Below are 19,837 nucleotides of genomic sequence, written 5' to 3' on the forward strand. Positions count from 1 at the left end.
GCTTTCTTTAGTCGGCGCTCTCCTTTGCCCAGAAAACGCGGATTTTCGACTGTAACACCATTAGAGTCTGTGTAGAACTCTTTGAGCCCCACGTCTAATCCAATAGCATTACCTGTAACTTCAATCTTCTCGGAACGGTCAACTTGAACGCAAAACTGGATGTAGTATCCATCGGCTCGTTTGACTAAGCGTACTCGCTTAATCTGGGTAAGCTGATAAAAATGTAAGTCGCGCGTCCCTTTCAGCTTAAGTTTTCCGATGCCTTTTTTATCGGTAAAAGTGATAGATTTTCGGTCAGTTGCCATCCGCCACCCGGTCGTTTTATATTCGACCGACCGATTGTCTTTCTGAAACTGCGGAAAACCCTTTTTCCCGGTAATTTTATTTTTACAGTTGTCGTAAAATCGGGCGATTGCCGACCACGCTCTTTCTGCGCTTGATTGTCGAGCCATGCTGTTGAGTTCATCGCAAAACGTCCATTCTTTAGCTAAAACAGCACTGTACTTATTCAAGTCATACTTGTTGACTTTTTGGTTTTCCATCCAAAAGCGCAATGCTTTGTTACGGATGAATTGTACTGTTCTAATTGCTTCGTCTACAGCGGCAAATTGCTGCTTTTTTCCGTATGCTTTGAATTCAAAAACTAGCATGACTTCGACCTCATCACGTTTTTCTTATGCTAACAACATCGGCTTAATATCGCTTGAGTTGTTCACAAAGCTTTACACGTAAGTTTCGTATACTATAAAGTTAGTCGTAAAAACTTGGTTCTAACAAAGGAAATGGGAGGCTTTAGCCTCCTTCTGTTTTTCTTCCCCGGACTAAAGTCACGGGGTTTTCATGCTTGATCGTTATAATCGATCAAAACTTCCACCCAGCTTGGTGGGCGCGGAATTGGGTTTCCCAAACGATATAATAGCAGCAAAGCTACTAAATGCACTACAAATAAATAGACAATATTGTTAACTAAAATCATCCCGGCGGCGATCGCCCCAATTGTGTTCAAACTCGGTACATTAAGCCAGCCCAGCTTCACAAACACCCATTCCACCATCTCTGTTACCTGGGCCGTTACGTAAACCCATAGATCCTGACCCACCAACGCTGACAGCAGCCAAAACCGAAAAAAGAAGCCGACAGTACCAATGAGAGCGCCCACACTAATAGAGAGTGACCAACTCGCTTTGCGCCTCCAAAGTCCTCCCAGCGCAACTCCCATAATTCCAAAAGGCATCACGTATAAAATGCTCCGCGTCGGGCCCATGAGTACCGACAGCAGCAAACCCGATACCAAAGCTGCCATCCAAGCTGCTCGGTTGCCCCAGCGCAAGTAAACCAGGGCGATGGGTATCGGAAAAAAAACCCGCAGCAAAGGCCCCAGCGGAAAGTAATAATTTACCAGCCAAATTAAGCTAGCGGTACTTGCCAAAAAAGCCGTTTCTACCAGCCTTAAAGGCGCTTCCCCAGAGATGTGCTTCCCCGGATCGGGATTTGGGCGATCGCCAGTCATTGCTGAAATATCGGCGGTTTGGGGCTCGTTATTTGTACTGGGTGAACTACCCGAATTAGACGCAGCATCTGCTGACAAAAAATCACTCATCCGATTTTAGATTTTAGATTTTAGATTTTACGGGACTGGCCCCCGATACGGCTGATTCCCGGTTTCAGTGTTTGGATGCCTCGCCGCCAAATTTAATATTGCTCGCAGAAACCGGGAATCAGCCAGGAGCGGAAGTCTTACAGCGGATTCCAGGTTTATAAAGTACACCCCAGAAACCGGGTTTCTTCTGGATTTCTCGCCAGAAATCGGTTTTATTCAAGAAACCCGGTTTCTCTGTACTTCACTTACCTGGAAAGTGCTGTATTTTCGATCGATTTTTTCAGCAAACATTTTCAGCAGCATTATTTTTCAATTTTGCCTTCCTGGATTACCAAAACCGAACAAGATGCGTGGTGAACGACATAATTGCTGACACTGCCGAGGAAAGCTTCTGCGAACCCCGTGCGGCCGCGCCTCCCCAATACTATTAAATCTGCGCCCCAATTTTCGGCTGCTTCACAGATACAATGCCCCGGATCGCCGTCCTTTTTGCAGTCAAATTCTACCTGCAATCCTTTTTTTGCTGCAGCGTCGCAGTAATTTTTTAGCAAACCCGAAGCGTGTTTTACGTCGCTTTCCAGCCGCAAACGTTGAGCTTGATAAGCTTGATCCATTAACTCGACATTCATGCCCAAATCTACCGGAATTGGCACTGCCGTCTCCCCCAGCGTGCTGACAGTAACGCAGTTAAATAGCATCACCTGGGCGCGATCGTTCAGAGCTAATTCTAAAGCTTGCGTGAAAACACGGTGGCCCAGTTCAGAATCATCTAAGGCGGCGAAAATTTTCTTAAAACTCACAGCTTTACCTCCTGCAGGAAATCATTAATATCACTTAGTTAACAGAGAGTGCTTTTGAATTAGATTCAATAAAAGCAAACTCTGATACTTCTAGACTAACAGACGCTCTAAGGCGTGCAGGTCGGGAATGCACAAAACGTCACGTTCGCGCTGAATAGTTCCTTTTTTTTCCAGCTTGCTGAGCACTCGCGTTACTGTTTCGCGAGCCAGCCCGCTGAGGCTGCTTAATTCTCTGTGTGGCAGGTTCGGTATTTCTGTACCTCCTGTTTCCAGGATTTTTTTGCCTTGCCCTTCGGCCAAAAATAAGAGAATATCTGCTACTCGCGAGGTACTGTCGGACTCTCGTAAACGCAGGCGGCGGTTGACTTGTCGCAGGCGACGCGCCATCAGTTGAGCTAGGCGAATGCCTGCTAGAGGCTCGGTATGAATGAGCTGCACAAAATCCTGAGATGGCATATTGCCGATCAGTGTCGGGGCTAGGGTGATCACATCTGTCGATCGCGGTGCTTCTTCGATCGCGGCCATTTCCCCGAATAATTCTCCTTTCCCTAAAATATTCAGTGTTACTTCTTTTCCGTCTAGGTTGTAGGTGCGAATTTTCACCCAACCATCCAATATAAAATACACTGATGTTCCCCAGTCATTTTCGAGTAAAATCACTTGATTTGACGGATGACTTCGGGTAACGATGTGGACAGTTGCTCTCTCGATTACAGGATCGGGTAATCCTGCAAAAAAAGGAGTAGAAACTATCAATTGATTTATATTAGAATTCGGGTCTCGGGTGTTAAAGCGGTCTTCCATGAGGCCATCATTTTAATTTATGCGCTTGAGCTGCGCTGGGCAGTTACAAATAGCTTGCAGCCGAGTCATTCGATTTGAGATTCCAGATTTGAGAAACAAGGATCTAAAATCGGCAATTTTACCTCTAAAGTTTTGCGGTCAAAGGCTCAATATGGTAATTAATAGCCTCAAGCTCTGATTGGGAGCTAGAAACTAAAGAATATACCATAATTTTTTAGATACATACCACTGAGCAAATTTTATTAACAAAATTTTAGCTATGTGGCAAACGACTGAGCCGATCGAATTACCTTTGAAAGCACTTCGCGAAGACAAGCTTAACACTGCTGAGAGATTTGTTGTCACTCGGCCTTGCTTTCGAGAAGGCAGAATCCACGATCGCAAGGGGTGCCACGGCAGACAGATCCCAAATCCGAGCAACTGCCTAGAATCTGGCCAATGTCAGCACGATCGGCAAAATCCACAGACATTGCAAGCCTAAATACTGGCGCTCTTGGCGAGCGAAACCCTCCCACTTCCCAGCAAAATTTTCTGCTACCCAAGATTATTGTACCATTAGTATCTAGCCATGAATACAGATAATAGGCTATAATTAAAGGTTACTCAAATCCAGTATACGGGGATAATCCCGAATCTCGGTATCCCAAATCGCAAATTGTTTGAGGTTTTTTCCAAGTCGGTGAAAAATGAAGAGACAGTGGCGCGCAGACATCCTAACGAAACTCGCGGTGACAGTGTGGGGCTCTTTGTTCAAGCGGGTGAAGGCAAAAGTTGGTCGGGATCACAGCTATTCCGAGCAGGAATCAGCCTCCGGGTCAGGAAACTCGCCCCTGAGTCGCAGAATTTGAAAGCACTTGCAATTGATAGAAGCGGGCATTTGGTGCGGAAGTACCGGTTAACCTATGATAGGCAATAGAAGTTATCCGAAGACAAAAGGTTAATTAACTGTTGTCAGAAAATATTAGTGAATTATTGAGCGAAAGCATCCAGGATACAAGCCCCCGGATTCATCCGTCCAGAAATAAAAAACCTGTATCCGAGAAACTTGCCGAACGTATTTATCTCGCGCAAGTCAATGCTTCAATCTAAAATCTAAAATCTAAAATCTAAAATCGATTGACTTCAGTCTTTTGTCGGTAAAGTTTCTCCCAAGCCGCATTCCCAGAGGTTCCGCCCTTGAATTCTCAGAAGTACAAAATTCAAGCACTGATTGCTGAGATAGACGAGGTACTCAGCAAGCCCGCACCCCGCTTGCCTTGGACGGGTTCTCTTGATACTGTCCACCAGCGCCAACTTTTAGAGCGAGTTCGCGCTTATCTGGTTTCCTCAGACTCAAAGCTAACGGCCCCAAAGGCCGCGGCCCGCCAAAATGTCCGCCCCGAACCAGTTCCAGTACCCAAAGTGCCTCTGCCCCCCCCTGGCCCCTCAGCAGCAGAGCAAATCATGCTGGCAGTAACCGGAGAAATCAGCCACCTGCGTTCCAGCCTGACAGGGCCGCTCCAAGAAGACATAGAAGCTCTGCGGCAAGAGCAGCAAGCTCTCATTCAAGAAATCAAACAGCTAGAAGCAAAACGGCAGCAGCAACAATCCCTAGCTCAGCAACAAGCCAACCAACAGCAAATCATTGCTGAATTTTTGCAGGTACTGAGTGCCCGCTTGGAAGAAACCTTGACTAGCGATTTCTCCCAAATTCTAAATTCCCTAGAAAATCAGTTATTGCAAAGTATCTCAGCACCATACTCTTTGGGCAGTGCGCCTGATGAAGAATCGGCTATTGACGTAACACTTCACCGACAAACCTCAGAAGAACACCCGCTGCTGACGCCGGCTCAGAGGTTGGAGCAAATGCAACTTTTCCAATCTCATGCTGACAGTCTGCTGATGAGCCTCGATTCGAGGATGGCTATCGTGTTCGAGGCTTTGCAAGCAAATCTGCAAAGCTATCAAGCTTCCTTGAGACAAGAACTCGAAAATATGTACGGTTTGAACCAGCAGAGCGAGGCGATGTTCGCGGCTTTGGTCAACCATTTAGCTGCACAGTTGGGGCGAGAAGCTTCTTCCTACGTTCAACAGCCGATCGATTTAGCAAATAATCTCGAAACCGTCACCCCAACCGCAGCCGATCGATCTTCTGTCGCTCCCGCCCTTTCAAATACTCCGATCGAACACTCAGCCCCAGAGACTCAGACGGGAGACTCGGTGCAGTCCATTCGCACCGGCGAATTCGGAGAACAAGACAGATTTCCCTACGCCGGTACAGAAATTTCTCCGCAATTCAGACAGTTGAGGCGCGAACGCGATCGCATTCAAGCCCCAATTATGCTCCCGGAGTTGGAAGATAATTTGTTGGGTTCTACACCCGAAACATCTCAAAATTCAACTCTAGATACGGGGGAAGAATCGGACAATAGGTTTACAGAAACAGACGAAGAAATTGAGGATTTGTATGCAAGTTTGTTCGCGGGAGAAGCGGTTCCTGAAGTAGAATTACAAGTTGAAAGTTTCCCTGTAGAAAATACTGAAATTGAGACCCAAACTGAAGGTTTAGAATACCAAGCGACGACGGATCGGGAAACTGCCGAATCGCTAAAAATGACCGAAGATTTGTTTGTAAATCTGCTGGATGAAGGCGAATCTTTGGAAGAGATTTTAGGAGATGAAGATTCAGAATTTGTAATGGGGAATTCTGTAGAGTCTCTAACTTTAGATAGTGCAGATTTATTTGAACCGCAAGTGGCAAAAGTACCTCAAGTTTCAGCACCACCACCCTCAACTGCTGAGGTGAAAATTGACGGGGACGATCGAGAAAATCTAGAAACGGGTCAAAACCAAGGTGAGCAGTTCGACGCTGCGATGCCTGAATCGCCACCTTTGCCGTTGAGAACGCCAGCCGAAATTAGCCCAAACCTCCCCAGTGCCGAGTCTCATGTGCCAAGTATCGGTGAGGTTCAAACTGGCGAGTCCGGCACTTCGTCGCAGCGACTCGATGAGGAGTACATCCAAGCTTCGCCGGACGAGGATTTGCTGCCGATCGAGGAATTAGAAGATGACCTCGATCGAGCTCTAAATTTGGACAACAACACTCTGGAACTTTTGGAGGCAGACCTCTACAATCTGGAGGAAGTGGAAAATACTAGCTCCCGGCGATCGAATTTCTCAGTCGCTAACAGCTTGGATTTATCGGCGAGTTCCCCCGAAGGCATTGCAAACAATCCCTTTGCCGAGGTGGCAGAGGAAGAACTCGGCACGCTGGAGGATTTGTTCTCCGATGTTTTGGAACTATCCTCGGATGATCAACCTTTTGTTTTGGAAGACGAACTTGAGGATGATTTGTTGGCTGAGGAAGACGACTCGAATTTGACGCTAGACGAGATTTTGGCTAGTTTGACCGAAACCGATCGACCTTTGACTGATTCTCCCCCTCCAGAAACTGCCGAAACTAACGAACTGCGATCGAGTCCTCCAGAAAGTCAAAAAAAAAACCTAATTTCGACAGAGAGTAAAGCAGGAGTTGTTGAGGGGAAAACCGATTTTAGCGAGTTTGCCGAAACACAGCAGCAAGACTCGGCTGGGCATTCTGCAGCAGGTGCGATCGCCCCATCCCGACAACGCCGGAATTCTAGCTGGTATTTGGGCATTGATTTTGGTTCCAGCGGCCTGTCTGCGGCTTTACTCGATCGCACCAGTGGCGAATTGCACCCGATTTACTGGGAAGCATCGCAGGCTGAGGCTTGGCCAGCAGACGCCAGTTGTCGGATTCCCTCGGCTGCGGTGCTGACCCAAACATCCCCAGGTAGCCCAGGGTCAGAGGTGACAGTCAAGTCGGTGGGATTCCGACCCCAGGCTTTGCCTGCAGGAGAATTTTTACTGGAAAATTTTAAATTGCCTCTAAAGGTGGGCATTCCTTATCAGCGGGAGGCTGCTGGGATGTACGAACCGCTGTTGCAGTGGGATCCCTTGCAGGCTTTTTCGATCGCCTTGCCGCTGCAATGTGTGCGGGCGCTGCTGGCTACTTTGAATCCGAGTTTGCGGGGACAAAAATTTGCCGAATCGGGGGAAATTTTGGATTCTGCACCAAGGGCGAATTTTGCAGGATTGCCAGTTTCTAATTTAATTTGTAGGGCTTCGGGACTGACGCCAGAAACTCTTGATGCGGCGCTTTTAGACTTGCAGGGTGTAATTTTGGGGACTCCGGCCGGCTGGTCGGATGTTTATCGGTTTAATCTGCGGGAGGCGGTTTTGGGTGCGTCTCTGGTGGCTTCTGGTTCGCAAATTTTTGTGGTGGAAGATGCGATCGCCACTTTGCTTGCTGCTGTAACTCCTGTGAAAAATCGCATGGAAGTCGAGTCGTCAGCCGTGGATTCTGCTAAGGGCACTGAAGAAGCTGCACCGCTGACTGTGAATGCTTCGTCTTTTAGCGGGGGAACTTTGATTTTGAATGCGGGGGCGGCGACGGTGGAATTAGCTTTAGTTGAGTTGCCGTCTAATCTTCAAGATTTAACTCGTGCTGATTTTACTTGCCACAGTTTTGATGCGGCTGGCGATGCTTTCGATCAGGATATTATCTGTCAGTTGTTGGCTAAAAATGAAACTTGGGGAATGTCGATCGATTTGCCACGTCCTGGCCATCCCGATTTGCCGAGTCGCTATCAATTGCAGCAGCGGTTACAAGGTTCTGCTTTTGGCCTGCAATTGTTAGAGGCGGCAAGGCAAATAAAAGTTATTTTGCAACATCAAAAAAGTTTTGCTTTGGATATTGGTCAGCAGCATTGGGATGTGAAGCGCAAAGATGTAGAAAGTCTGGTTTTAGTGCCTTTTGTGCAGCAGTTGAACCGTGAATTGAATGCTTTGCTCAGCCGCGCGGGAATGTCGCCGGCGGGGATTAATCAGGCGATTTGTGCGGGGGGTATGGGTGCTTGGCCTGCGATTGCCCGCTGGTTGCGGCAGAAGTTGCCGAATGCGATCGTGGTTCAAGACCAGGAATTGCAGGGCGATCGAGATATTTTTGAGATTCACAATTCTGCATTAAATTCTGTATCTCAAAGTACAAATTCCCAAAAAATTGGTCGAGTTGCCTGCGGGTTAGCGAGTTTGGCTCTCTATCCTCACATTTTGGATGTGTCGCAGCAGCAGTACAGCGACTTTTTTCTGCTGTGGGAATTAATGAAGGTTTTGGGCGGGGAAACTTTGAGCTTTCAGGAAATTTTGCAGTTGTTGGAGGGCCAAGGCGTGAATACCCGCACCTGCGAACCCCGGATTTTGCGGATTTTGGAAGGAAATTTGCCGGCGGGACTTGTGCCTGCGGAGGAAGATTTCATCCTGCTTGCCGAGGAGTCAAGGCAAAATCCTGATTGGGAAGAAATTTGGGCTGAGCCGCTTTTCTTTGAAGATGTCTCACGCGGTTATCGTTTGAATCTCGAACACGCCTTTGTTGTTCGCAAATATTTAAGCAAACTCGCCTCTAGCAGCCAGCAAAAATTGTTAGAACCGCTAACACTTGCTTGGGATGTTCGCACCGATATTTATCGCTAAACGGCAAAAAACCCGGTTTCTCAGTAGAATCCTCCCTGTCTTCCGGGAAGAGTCCTAGCCGAAACCAGGTTTTTTTGCGTCCCGGACTAACTTTTTTCTGTAAATTTACGTAAGTTTACAGAAACTTTATACGTTTTTATAAAAAATACATAGAAACTTTATAAAAGTGTGATTGCTTTTTAAAGATTGTGCAAAGCTGAGTATTTCAGGTTCAGCAGATTTGGGATGGCTAATAAGATGGACGTAAGAGATCGTTAAAGTTGAGACAAATGATATGAAATTTCCGATGGGTGCCTCGTCGAAATCATTATTATCAGAAATGATGTCGTTATGTTTTTCAGAATCTACTTACAATGTCTGTGTATCAAAACAACACGCTCACCGATCCGTAACGAGCAAGGTAAAACGGTCGATCGATATTTTGGGTGCGCTGCTGGGACTGGCAATTGCTGCTGTGGTGGCGGTGCCGGTGGCTGTGGCGATGCTATTGGACGATCGGGGCCCGCTGCTGTACAGTCAAGTCCGCTGCAGCTTCCAAGGGCGACATTTCAGAATGTGGAAATTTCGATCGATGGTTGTCGATGCAGAAAAGCTCAAACATTTAGTTAGCAACCAAGCCAACGGTCACATTTTTAAGAATGAAAATGACCCGCGAATTACCCGCGTCGGCCGCTTCTTGCGGTGTACGAGTTTGGACGAGTTGCCTCAATTCTGGAACGTGTTAGTCGGCGACATGAGTTTGGTGGGAACTCGACCGCCCACTCCTGATGAAGTTGCTGCCTATGACGATTTTCACTGGCAGCGTTTAAATGTCAAACCCGGGCTGACTGGGGAGTGGCAAGTCAACGGACGGTCTGGAGTTAAAGACTTTAACGATATTGTGCAGATGGATCTCGACTATCAGGGCAAGTGGTCTGTTGTCTACGACATCACTCTGATTTGCAAAACAATTTGGGTGGTCTTCAGCAAAAACGGTGCGTGTTAGATAGGTAAGTTGTTTTGGGTTGTTTTTTTTATTATTTTAGGAAAAAACTGGGGATGAAATAGTTGGGAACTGATTAAATATATGTTAATAGAATTAGCGATTGGTGACGCTTACGGTGCGGGTTTTGAATTTGTTGACCAGCAGACGATCGAATTGTACAACAATCTCAACGGTTACATCAAGCATCCCCGTCACGATATCCCGCCTGGATGTTACACAGACGATACGCAGATGAGTTTAGCCGTTGCAGAAGCTATCGTCAGCCGAGAACCTTGGACACCGGAACTTTTAGCGAGCAAATTTGTTGCAGCTTTTCACCGCGATCGGCGATTTGGTTATGCTGGAAAATTTTACAATTTTTTGCTACAAGTTCAAGGCGGAAAAGAATTCTTAGAAAAAATTCACTCTGCTAGCGATAAAAGCGGCTCTGCGATGCGAGCAGGCCCCATTGGCATTTTTCCTACTATTGAAAAAGTCATCGAAAATGCCACCATTCAAGCTGCAATTACCCACAATAGTCCAGATGGCATTAATGCAGCTATAGCGGCCGCTTTGATGTCCCATTACTTTATTTATCAGCTAGGTTTAAAGAAGAATTTGGGAAATTTTCTAGAAAAGCACGTCCCTGGTGAGTGGTCGATACCTTGGCAAGGACAAGTCAGCGTTAAAGGTTTGGTCTGTGTTAGAGCAGCTATTACTGCGATCATGCGAAATGATAGTATGAGCAAACTGCTCCAAGATTGCATTGCCTTTTCTGGAGATGTGGATACAGTAGCCACTATTGCTTTAGCGGCTGGTTCCTGTAGCAGTGAAATTGCCCAAGACCTGCCAGAAAATCTGGTACAAGGATTAGAAAATCAATCTTATGGCAGAGATTATATCATAGAACTGGATCGACAGTTAATGAATTGCACGATCGACTTCTGACCGAAAGCATCCAGGATACCCGCCACGTGATTCATCCGTCCAGAAATAAAAAACCTGTATCCGATGAAACTTGCCGAACGTATTTATTCGTGGGGTCAATGCTTCAATTCTAAAATCTAAAATCTAAAATCTAAAATCTAAAATCGATTGACTTCTTCCTGATATCTGTTACATCCGTTAAATCCGCATTCACGGCGCGTTGCCGAACTTCTTTCTATTAAGATTAAGGCCAACTGTCACAAATAGGGTTAAATTTTATGTATGTAGTTGCGCTTGGGCGCTCTTTCTTAAGCTAAGAGCGCTAAAGCGCAACTACATACCTTTGTTTAATTTTCCAGTTTGCCTTAGCCGTATCTATTATGAATTTGCCTAATTTGATTACTTTTTCTCGCTTACTGGGAGTGCCTTTTCTGCTCTACGGTTTGTACGACCCAAGCGCGCAAAGCCGCTGGATTTGCACCGCAATTTTTGTGATAGCTGCGGCTACTGATTGGCTGGACGGCTATTTGGCTAGGAAGTTGAATCAAATTACGGATTTGGGTAAGTTTCTCGATCCTCTGGTGGATAAATTGTTGGTGCTCGCGCCGCTTTTAGTGTTGATTGAGTTGGGGAAAATCCCGGCTTGGGGAGTGTTTTTGATTTTTGGTCGGGAGTTGACAATTGCGGGGTGGCGTGTTAATAAAACTACGATTTCGGGAGCTAATATTTGGGGGAAGTTGAAGACGGTGAGTCAGATTGTGGCGATCGCACTTTTAATTGCTCCTTTGTCTGAAGCGTGGAATTTTCCCGCATTAATTGCTTTTTGGGTTTCTGTGGCTTTAACTTTGATTTCTGGCGCTATTTATCTGTGGCCGGAAAAGACTGGTGAGGAAAAGTAAGCTACCTTCTTGATTACTTGTTCCCAAGCTATTCCTGGTAACGAGTTTAATTCCTATTAAACTAAGCCGAAATCAAGCGATCTTTCGGTTGAGGAATAGAACGCCCCAATTCCTGAGCCGTCTCAATCCACTCCTGCATAACAATCTCTATATTTTGTAGTGCTTCTTGATAAGTTTCGCCATCTGCAGCGCATCCTGGTAATTCCGGCACTTCGGCAATAAATACTTGGTCTTCTTGACCAGGAATTTCTTGATGGTACAAGCCCCCGGATTTATCCGTGGAATCAATCCAAAATCGAAAATCTAAAATCCTCAAGCCCCCGCATTTATCCGTGGGGTCAATCTAAAATCTAAAATCTAAAATCTAAAATCGATTGACTCCAGTAGAGGATAATTTCATAGCGAAGCATCGTTTGCACCTCCTAGTTGGTGTTTGAGAATTACCTCACGAATTTGCCTGACTTGATAGGCTTTGGCTTGCGAGCCTTTGGGTTGAAGATTTAGGATTTCTTCAACACCATCTTTAGCAAATACAGCATATTCCATGTATATGTAGTACACACAAGAAAAGCGATCGCCTGCTGTTTGGTGCGTCGCCACCCGTCAATCTTCAAGTTTTATCCAATATCTCGGAGCGACGCACCCTACCGATTAACTATTAAAATCATCAGTCCTCTAAAGAGGACTTTTGCTATTAGCCGGGGGTTTAAACCCCCGGCGGACTGGGGGAAAAGCGAGGTTTATCAAGATTACTTCCCCTTAATAATGGCTCCCAGATTTCCGATAGTGCACCGCTGTCACGCCGTCATTTTTCAGCAAATGACCGTTTTCAACTGCTGCATAAACTACCCAGTGATCGCCGCATTCCATCCGACTTATCACTTCGCATTCGAGATAAGCTAGAGCATCAGTCAAAACCGGACAGCCGTTGCTAGCTTCCATTGTTTCGACTCCCGCAAATCTGTCTTCTCCCGGAGCAAAGTTTTTCATGAAATACTTCCGCAACTGTCGCCCTTCGGCTAAGATATTCAGCACAAACTTATCTCCGGCGTACATCAAAGCTTCGATCGATCGATCTTTCGCCACCGCAATCGTCACACCGGGCGGATTAAATGTTGCTTGCGACACCCACGAAGCCAGCATCGCACTGGCTACCTCCCCCCGCTTCGCCGAGAGTACGCACAGCGAACCAACCAATCTCCCTACTGCTTGTTCAGTGCGATCGCTACCGGCTGCTAACTGCGGTTTCGGTGCCCGCAATTTTTGCGATCGAATCAAAGCTTGAGCAAAATCCGTTCCCGCTTCTTTGCACTCGTGAATCGTCGCCGCCGTCGGCTTAAACTTGGCTCGAATCGGCTCAAATCCAATTCGATAGCCAGCATCTTTCAGCTTGTTTTCCACTAAGTCGATCGCCTCTCCACTCCAGCCAAAAGAACCGAAAACCCCGGCTAATTTGCTCTTAGTTGCGGTAGATAAAACAATTCCCAAAGCAGTTTGAATTTGCGTCGGAGCGTGTCCTGCTAGCGTGGGAGTTCCGATGATAAATCCCGCGCATTTTTCGATCGCCTCTTGAATTTCTCCCGGTTCGGCAAATTCGCAGTTGATAGTTTCCACCGCAACGCCGGCTTTAGTAATTCCTTTGGCGATCGCCTGCGCTAAAGTAGCCGTATTTCCGTAAGCCGAAGCATAAATCAAAGCAACTGTCAAGTCTTTTGAATTTTGTTGCTGGCTCCATTCCCGATACAAATTGCTCAGTTCATTAAGGCCGTAACGGACGATCGGGCCGTGACCGGGAGCATAAAATGCTGCGGGTAAATCGGCGAATTTATCCATTGCCGTCAGCACTTGTTTTGCCTGAGATGCGTGCAGGGAATCGTAATAATAGCGCCGATCTTCGCTGTAAACGCTCCACCCTTCATCAAATACTTGGTCGCCGCAAACGTGAGCTCCAAATAGTTTGTCAGTGAACACGATTCGAGTGTGCGGATCGTAGGTGCAAAGTTGGTCAGGCCAGCGGGGAGTCGGAGTCGCGATGAATTTTAAGGCGTGACCTTTTCCTAAGTTGAGAGTTTCCTCTCCCCGAACGACCATAATGTTTAATTCTTGGTCGGGGAAAGCGGCGCGCAAACTAATTGCTGCTGGATTCGTGCAAACCAAAGCTGCTTCAGGAGCTAATTCTAACAGAGCTTTAATTGTTACTGATCTGTTAGCATTGAAATGCCCCAAAATTATGTAATCCAGCTTGGTCAAGTCCACCCGTTGCTGTAAAAAATCGATGTAATTTTGAGTAAAAGATTCCCCCGGCGGATCGAACAAAGCAGTTTTGTCAGCTTGAATAATATAGCTATTGGCTGTCGTCCCCTTTTGCAGCGAATACTCGACTTCAAATTTGAGTCTGTCCCAAGTGCGCGATCGCACAATAAAAGTATCGAGTGCGATCGGGATAAACTGCACATCGCGGGGTTTGGCATCCGATGCGAGTCTAGGAGTCAAAGTATTAGTCATTTATTGCACCTATGAGAAACTGAACTACAGAACTTCTTTTGATTTCGTGCCAAAACTTGGTATCTACAATGTCAAACCTTGCACCTCTACCCTGTAAATTGGTATCCAGGTCAATCAGAAATTCCCTGGTTTTCAAATCGTCGCCAATTTGGATAAAGCTCACTCCAATTTCTTCATCTTTATCTATTTTATTTGCCGCACTTACAAGAATTTCGGCAACAGCAGCGGTATTTTCGGGTTTTTGATCTAAAACTGCAACAATTATTGTTCCGTTTTTCCCTTTGGCATTTGGTTTGCTTGCAAAATAATCACTAAAAGTTGCTTTCAGAGCTTCTTCCAAATTAATTGCAGTGGGGTTTTCTGAATCCGGTTCCGTATTTTGTCGCTGCAAAATTTGAGCTAACCGCGCAACATTGGAATTTTGATACTTCCACATAGGAGTAGAAGCTTCGTAAACGGTGATGCCGTCGCTGTCAAATTGCTGACATTTTTTTGCTAAGTCGATCAGAGATGCCTGTGCTTCTACCCAATCCTCGTACCAAGGATGGTGAGGGTCTCTGCTGGCATCGCTTCTGGCAATAATAATTGTGTAATCTCGGTCTTCTAAAAGATTGGCAGGCATTGGCAATTCCCCTATTAAAATGAAGTCTAAATGACAACGGTTTGCCCGGTTTGCTGCTGGTGGCGCACCCAACACCCAGAAGCCGGTAAGGTGCGCCACAAGCACCCAAAGTTGAGAGTTTTTGGCTAGCCAGTTGTGTCCTGGACTGTAATTGTAGGGTGCGTCAGTAGATAGTCGATGATGAAGTCGAATAAAACATCGGCTGACGCACCTTACTAATACGTTTGGGGTATGTTGACTCAGACAGTCAATCAATATATCGTTGAATTTCCCCTTTGCACCTGACAACAGTCAACTGTCAACTATCAACTGACAACTGTCAACCGTCAACTGACTTCCTAATAGTGATTTCCCACTTTGCGGTGGTGAACAGCAGGCAGTGCATCGGGATTGGATACGCGGCCGCTATCAACGATCGCATATACGATATGATGATCCGAAAGTTCCATCCGGCTGACTACTTCGCATTCCATGTAAGCTAAAGCATCTGTCAGAATTGGAGAACCGTTGGTTGCTGGTTGAGTTTTAACTCCGGCAAATCGATCGGCACCAGGAGCAAAACGCTTTAAAAAGTGCCTCATCAAAGTTTGATAATTGCCTTCTTCCAGCACGTTGAGAACAAATTTATCTCCCGCGCGCATCATCGATTCGATCGCCCGATCCTTCGCAACTGCTATTGTTAAACCCAGCGGTTTAAAGCTGGCTTGCGTTACCCAAGAAGCTAGCATCGCACCGCTAACCTCGCCTTTTTGAGCGGTAATGATGTACAGTCCGCCGCTGATTCTTCCCAAAGCTTTATCGAGGTCGCTGTCGAGGGATTTCATCTGTTTGACTGCTTTGTCCCGCGTCAGCCACTGTCCTAAGTCAGTGCCGGCTTCGTCGCAAAGTTGATAACTCGCTTCAGTCGGTGATTCTTTAATTAAAATGTTGGGAAATGCTTCTTTTAAACCCAACTCTTTGAACTTGTTTCGCAGCGGGTAAATCGATGCGTCATCGCCGCCGCCGGATTCACACAAACCGAAAGATTGTTTGTTGTTAGCTGCAACTAAAATTGTGTTGATTGCGGCTTCGGCATTTACAGCAGCAGTACCGCCACTCGGTGGCGAACAAATTACGATACCGGCAGCATTACTGACAAGTTCCGCAACTTCTTGTAAGTCGGCGATTCTCAAATCCATCATTTCCACAGCGACACCTGTTTTGGTGATACCGTGGGCGATCGCTTGGCTGAGTCGATCGCTAAATCCGTAGTCGGAGGTGTAAAATACCGCTACAGTGGTTTCTGCCTTAGCTTGCGCTTGGCTCCACTTTTTGTAGCGTCCGGTAAGTTCCACCACATTGTGCCGCAGCAGCGGCCCGTGACCGGTCGCAACTGTACCGATTTCTCCCAATTCTGCCATCCGCTTCATCGCAGCGAGTACCGATCGAGCATTGGGAGCCATCAAACACTCATAATAAAAGTGGTAATCTTCCTCAACTGCTGCTAAATCGTCATCGAAGGTGCTGTCGGAACAGTAGTGCATCCCGAAAGCATCGCAGGTGAACAGCACTTGAGTTTTGCTGTCGTAGCTGAAAATAGTATCAGGCCAGTGCAAGTTCGGCGCTGATACGAATTCGATAATGTGGCCGTTTCCTAAATCTAGTTTGTCCCCGTTTTTTACTACCAATCGCTCAAATGGTTGGTGTACAAGGTTTTCTAAAAATTGAATTGCTACTTTCGCCCCCACGACAATTGCTTGGGGTGCCAGCGCCAGCACGTCTTTGACTAAACCGCTGTGGTCTGGCTCGGTGTGGCTGATAATTAGATAGTCAATCTCTTTGGGGTCAATTTCGCCCGTTAGAGTTTCCATGTATTGCTGGCGAAACTTCTCGTGCGAGGTATCGACGAGGGCCGTTTTTTCACCGCGAATGATGAATGAGTTGTATGTTGTACCGTTTTTGAGTCCGAATTCGATGTCAAAGCGGTCTCTATCCCAATCCAGGCATCGAATTGCCGTTGTGTCAGAGGCAATTTCGACTTTTTCCACCGTCAATCTGCGTTGGACTCGTTCAGTCAGCGCTACCATCAGTGCCTCCTTGTCTTTTACCCATTACCTTATTGTCTTCATTCTGACACGTTTTTTTTGTAAATCTTTATAAAATTTCCTATCACTCAGTTAAGCATCCCAAAACTGATCTCTATGTATTGACAAAAACCTAATATGTGTGCTATGGAAACCAAGTTCGATCGCCCAACCGATCGAACTTGGTTTTGCATGGAAATTGTGATCGAGCAGTCAGTTAGGATCGCGAATTAAATAACTTACAATTTTAATTGTTATTGTGGGATGGGCGTCCCGCCCGTCCACTCATGACGGGCGGGACGCCCATCCCACTTTCAAGAGTGGAAGTTATTTAATTCTCATTCCTTAGTTAGTACCAACTTAAAAGCTGTACAAAATGTGCAGTAAGACGATCGAATAAAAAAAGCCCAAATCCACAGGGCAAAATCGATTCAGTGAAGTAAAGCTATGTCCGAAAGTTCCTTTGATAAAACTAAAAACTGCCCAAAATATACCGAATGTCAAATTGCCATCTTGGTTTGATTCCCCCATCTTGGGGGCGATCGCTAAACCCACCTTTTGGTTAATCTTAGCATTGCTCCCAGTCTGGGCGAGTTGGCAGATTTGGCAACTGTTACGTTTTTACAAAAAATTAAGGATTAAGTAGGTAATAGCAAAAAACACTAAGCTGTTGCGGCCTTTAAATTGTATGTCCAAAAAAATCAAAGTCTTGTGGGGAGTAAGGGTTGGGCGTCCAGCCCGCCCTGAATATACAATTTAAATGTGCAACAGCTTAATATCCAATCGATAATTTTCGGGGCGAATTTTTACCAACAAGAATTGCCCAAAAACTACGCTCTCAAAAACTCCATCCCAATGGCAAATCGCCATCTATTTTTTTCAAAATATAGCAATCCTCGCATCAGTTGTAAAAATATGTAGGGGTAGTGCTAAGAGTGACTACCCCAGCCTGCATCGGGGCAACCGGGCGTTGGTTTTTCCCTACAAGAATTACACAAATCATTTAGGATCGCTATACAAGAGTTCAAGGTCGTACTCGAATAACGCGCGTAGCATCTAAGAGTACGACCTTGAAATGGTTCTATAAGACCGAACTAGCAAATGGGTTGGAGGCAACGAAACTAGGACCTACCCCAGCAATAAGATTCGGGTCAGTACCACCCACAATGGGCGCTGTAGGTGAAGGAAACCAGTTCTGCGTGGCATTGACTGTCATAGTAGGATTAGCGATCGCCGCCCCGTCGAAAGAGTTGGTGATGAAATTGCTCATATCCACTGTTCCCGGCCCTGAACCACCAAGCAAGCTGGAATCCTGTAGCCCGCTATCACCGATCGCACTAGCGGAACGAAAGCCAGTAAGTAGGTCGGGGGTCATGCTCGATGAAGTTAAGTTAGTCATCACAGCAGGTGCAACATCATTGTCTACGATGTTCAAAATGGCGGTGCTTTGCGTTCCAATCGTGGCATTGCCTGTAGCAATAGCCAAACTTAAGTTGACTGTTTCGTTAGACTCTGGCAAACTATTCTCCTGGATTGGAATAGTGATGGTTTTGGCCGTGCTGTCCCCAGAGGCAAAATTAACAGCAATGGGACTAATATTGATGTAGTCATCAGGGGCAACAGCAGTACCATCGCTCAAGTTCACCGTGGCTGAGACGGCGCCAGTAGCACTGCCAATGCGTGTAACTGTCACGGCTGCATTCCGCGTGCCTTCGTTGACGCTAAAGAAGGCAGCACTAAATTGCAGCGTGCTGTCATCGTCCGCGATGTTCAAAATGGCGTTGCTTTGCGTTCCAATCGTGGCATTGCCTGTAGGGTTGATCAAACTTAAGTTGACTCTTTCGGTACCCTCCACCAAAGTATCGTTGACGATCGGAATATCGACAATTTTGGGTGCAGCATCCCCATCAGCAAAATTGACAAGGATGGGAGCATTGTCGTAGTCATCAGCAGCAACAGCAGTAAGATTACTGAGGTTTACCGTGGCTGAGACTGCACCAGTCGTACTGCCAGTGCGTGTAACTGTTACTGCTGAAACAATCCTTCCGTTTTCATTAACCCTGAAAGTAGGAGCACTAAATTGCAGGCTGCTGTCATTGTCCACTATGTCCAAGTTAGCGGTGCTTTGCGTTCCAATCGTGGCATTGCCTGTAGGGTTGGTCAAACTTAAGTTGAGTGTTTCGATACCCTCCACCAAAGTATCGTTGGCGATCGGAATGGTGACAATTTTGGGTGCGGTGTCCCCAGCGGCAAAATTGACAGTCAGGGGAGTAATGGTGTAATCCCCAGGGGCAACAGCAGTACCATCGGTCAAGTTCACAGTGGCTGAGACGGCGCCAATAGCACTGCCAATGCGAGTGACAGTCACGGCTGCAATCGGCGTGCCATCTTCGTTGACACTAAAGGTAGGGGAACTAAATTGCAGGCTGCTGTCATTATCTGCGATGTTCAAAATGGCAGTACCTTGCGTTCCAATCGAGGCATTGCCTGTAGGGTTGGTCAAACTTAAGTTGACTCTTTCGGTACCCTCCACCAAAGTATCGTTGACGATCGGAATATCGACAATTTTGGATGCAGCATCCCCAGCGGCAAAATTCACCACAATCGCCTGATTGTCGTAATCACCAGGGGCAACAGCAGTACCATCGCTCAATTCCACCGTGGCTGAGACTGCACCAGTGGTACTGCCAGTGCGTGTAACTGTTACTGCTGAAACAATCCTTCCGTTTTCATTAACCCTGAAAGTAGGAGCACTAAATTGCAGGGTGCTGTCATTGTCCACTATGTCCAAAGTGGCAGTACCTTGGGTTCCAATCGTGGCACCATTCGGGTTGGTCAAAGTTAAGTTGAGTGTTTCGGTATCCTCTACCAAAGTATCGTTGACGATCGGAATGGTGATGGTTTGGGGTGCAGCATCCCCCGCGGCAAAATTGACAGTCAGGGGAGTATTGGTGTAATCACCAGGGGCAACAGCAGTACCATCGCTCAATTCCACCGTGGCACTGGCGGCACCAGTGGTACTGCCAGTACGTGTAACTGTTACTGCTGCAACTGTTGTGCCATCTTCGTTGACGCTGAAAGTAGGAGCACTAAATTCCAGGCTGCTGTCATCGTCTGCGAT

15 protein-coding genes are annotated in these 19,837 nt (G+C 46.5%); 5 read left to right on the top strand and 10 right to left on the bottom strand.

Annotation, left to right across the window (positions count from 1 at the left end):
* The 4 genes from QUA88_RS21275 to QUA88_RS21290 form a co-directional block, all read right to left on the bottom strand.
* Positions 1-650: transposase (locus tag QUA88_RS21275; protein WP_333273700.1), on the bottom strand; the 650-nt coding region annotated here is incomplete at its 3' end.
* Between the two features lie 188 nt (positions 651-838).
* On the bottom strand, positions 839-1,600 hold the full coding sequence (locus QUA88_RS21280) for a DUF2232 domain-containing protein (protein ID WP_333058206.1): 762 nt from the start codon (positions 1,598-1,600) through the stop codon (positions 839-841).
* Between the two features lie 302 nt (positions 1,601-1,902).
* Positions 1,903-2,400, bottom strand: coding sequence for a universal stress protein (locus tag QUA88_RS21285; RefSeq protein WP_333058207.1), 498 nt, complete (start codon positions 2,398-2,400; stop codon positions 1,903-1,905).
* A 90-nt stretch (positions 2,401-2,490) separates the two neighbouring features.
* Positions 2,491-3,204: a Crp/Fnr family transcriptional regulator gene (locus QUA88_RS21290; protein ID WP_190663937.1), complete on the bottom strand. Its 714-nt coding sequence runs from the start codon at positions 3,202-3,204 to the stop codon at positions 2,491-2,493.
* 259 nt (positions 3,205-3,463) lie between these two features.
* Between QUA88_RS21290 and QUA88_RS21295 the strand changes: the two genes are divergently transcribed.
* The 5 genes from QUA88_RS21295 to pgsA all read left to right on the top strand — a co-directional run bounded on the left by QUA88_RS21295 (position 3,464) and on the right by pgsA (position 11,526).
* Positions 3,464-3,685 (top strand): hypothetical protein, encoded by a 222-nt coding sequence (locus tag QUA88_RS21295; RefSeq protein ID WP_333058208.1) that lies wholly within the window; start codon positions 3,464-3,466, stop codon positions 3,683-3,685.
* 695 nt (positions 3,686-4,380) lie between these two features.
* Positions 4,381-8,736, top strand: coding sequence for a hypothetical protein (locus QUA88_RS21300; protein ID WP_333273703.1), 4,356 nt, complete (start codon positions 4,381-4,383; stop codon positions 8,734-8,736).
* A gap of 319 nt (positions 8,737-9,055) precedes the next feature.
* The gene (locus QUA88_RS21305) at positions 9,056-9,721 is read left to right on the top strand and encodes a sugar transferase (protein ID WP_333273706.1); all 666 of its coding nucleotides are present in this window, start codon (positions 9,056-9,058) and stop codon (positions 9,719-9,721) included.
* An 81-nt stretch (positions 9,722-9,802) separates the two neighbouring features.
* On the top strand, positions 9,803-10,648 hold the full coding sequence (locus QUA88_RS21310) for an ADP-ribosylglycohydrolase family protein (RefSeq protein WP_333273709.1): 846 nt from the start codon (positions 9,803-9,805) through the stop codon (positions 10,646-10,648).
* A gap of 359 nt (positions 10,649-11,007) precedes the next feature.
* A complete protein-coding gene (gene pgsA / locus QUA88_RS21315) occupies positions 11,008-11,526 on the top strand; it encodes a CDP-diacylglycerol--glycerol-3-phosphate 3-phosphatidyltransferase (RefSeq protein WP_333260657.1) in 519 nt (172 codons plus the stop codon).
* A 61-nt stretch (positions 11,527-11,587) separates the two neighbouring features.
* Here the strand turns inward: pgsA and QUA88_RS21320 are convergent, their stop codons facing one another.
* The 6 genes from QUA88_RS21320 to QUA88_RS21345 form a co-directional block, all read right to left on the bottom strand.
* Positions 11,588-11,842, bottom strand: a complete 255-nt coding sequence (locus tag QUA88_RS21320; protein WP_333260660.1) for a type II toxin-antitoxin system HicB family antitoxin — start codon at positions 11,840-11,842, stop codon at positions 11,588-11,590.
* Positions 11,843-11,922: 80 nt separating this feature from the next.
* Complete coding sequence (locus tag QUA88_RS21325) at positions 11,923-12,126, bottom strand: hypothetical protein (RefSeq protein ID WP_333260663.1); 204 nt, start codon at positions 12,124-12,126, stop codon at positions 11,923-11,925.
* Between the two features lie 159 nt (positions 12,127-12,285).
* Complete coding sequence (locus QUA88_RS21330) at positions 12,286-14,031, bottom strand: diflavin flavoprotein (protein ID WP_333273713.1); 1,746 nt, start codon at positions 14,029-14,031, stop codon at positions 12,286-12,288.
* On the bottom strand, positions 14,024-14,653 hold the full coding sequence (locus tag QUA88_RS21335; RefSeq protein ID WP_333058218.1) for a hypothetical protein: 630 nt from the start codon (positions 14,651-14,653) through the stop codon (positions 14,024-14,026). Before QUA88_RS21335 ends, QUA88_RS21330 begins: the two co-directional genes overlap by 8 nt.
* A 338-nt stretch (positions 14,654-14,991) precedes the next feature.
* Complete coding sequence (locus QUA88_RS21340; protein WP_333273717.1) at positions 14,992-16,719, bottom strand: diflavin flavoprotein; 1,728 nt, start codon at positions 16,717-16,719, stop codon at positions 14,992-14,994.
* Positions 16,720-17,797: 1,078 nt separating this feature from the next.
* Positions 17,798-19,837, bottom strand: a 2,040-nt coding sequence (locus tag QUA88_RS21345) for a Calx-beta domain-containing protein (RefSeq protein WP_333273720.1), incomplete at its 5' end; no start/stop codon positions are given.

The organism is Microcoleus sp. D3_18_C2, assembly GCF_036702395.1.
In the GTDB taxonomy this organism is placed as follows: Bacteria; Cyanobacteriota; Cyanobacteriia; order Cyanobacteriales; family Microcoleaceae; genus Microcoleus.

Bases quoted from the DNA above. Each gene is read 5' to 3' on its own strand.
- QUA88_RS21280 (WP_333058206.1), bottom strand. From the start codon at position 1,600: ATGAGTGATTTTTTGTCAGCAGATGCTGCGTCTAATTCGGGTAGTTCA.
- QUA88_RS21290 (WP_190663937.1), bottom strand. From the start codon at position 3,204: ATGGAAGACCGCTTTAACACCCGAGACCCGAATTCTAATATAAATCAA.
- QUA88_RS21295 (WP_333058208.1), top strand. From the start codon at position 3,464: ATGTGGCAAACGACTGAGCCGATCGAATTACCTTTGAAAGCACTTCGC.
- QUA88_RS21305 (WP_333273706.1), top strand. From the start codon at position 9,056: ATGATGTCGTTATGTTTTTCAGAATCTACTTACAATGTCTGTGTATCA.
- QUA88_RS21310 (WP_333273709.1), top strand. From the start codon at position 9,803: ATGTTAATAGAATTAGCGATTGGTGACGCTTACGGTGCGGGTTTTGAA.
- pgsA (WP_333260657.1), top strand. From the start codon at position 11,008: ATGAATTTGCCTAATTTGATTACTTTTTCTCGCTTACTGGGAGTGCCT.
- QUA88_RS21330 (WP_333273713.1), bottom strand. From the start codon at position 14,031: ATGACTAATACTTTGACTCCTAGACTCGCATCGGATGCCAAACCCCGC.
- QUA88_RS21335 (WP_333058218.1), bottom strand. From the start codon at position 14,653: ATGCCTGCCAATCTTTTAGAAGACCGAGATTACACAATTATTATTGCC.
- QUA88_RS21340 (WP_333273717.1), bottom strand. From the start codon at position 16,719: ATGGTAGCGCTGACTGAACGAGTCCAACGCAGATTGACGGTGGAAAAA.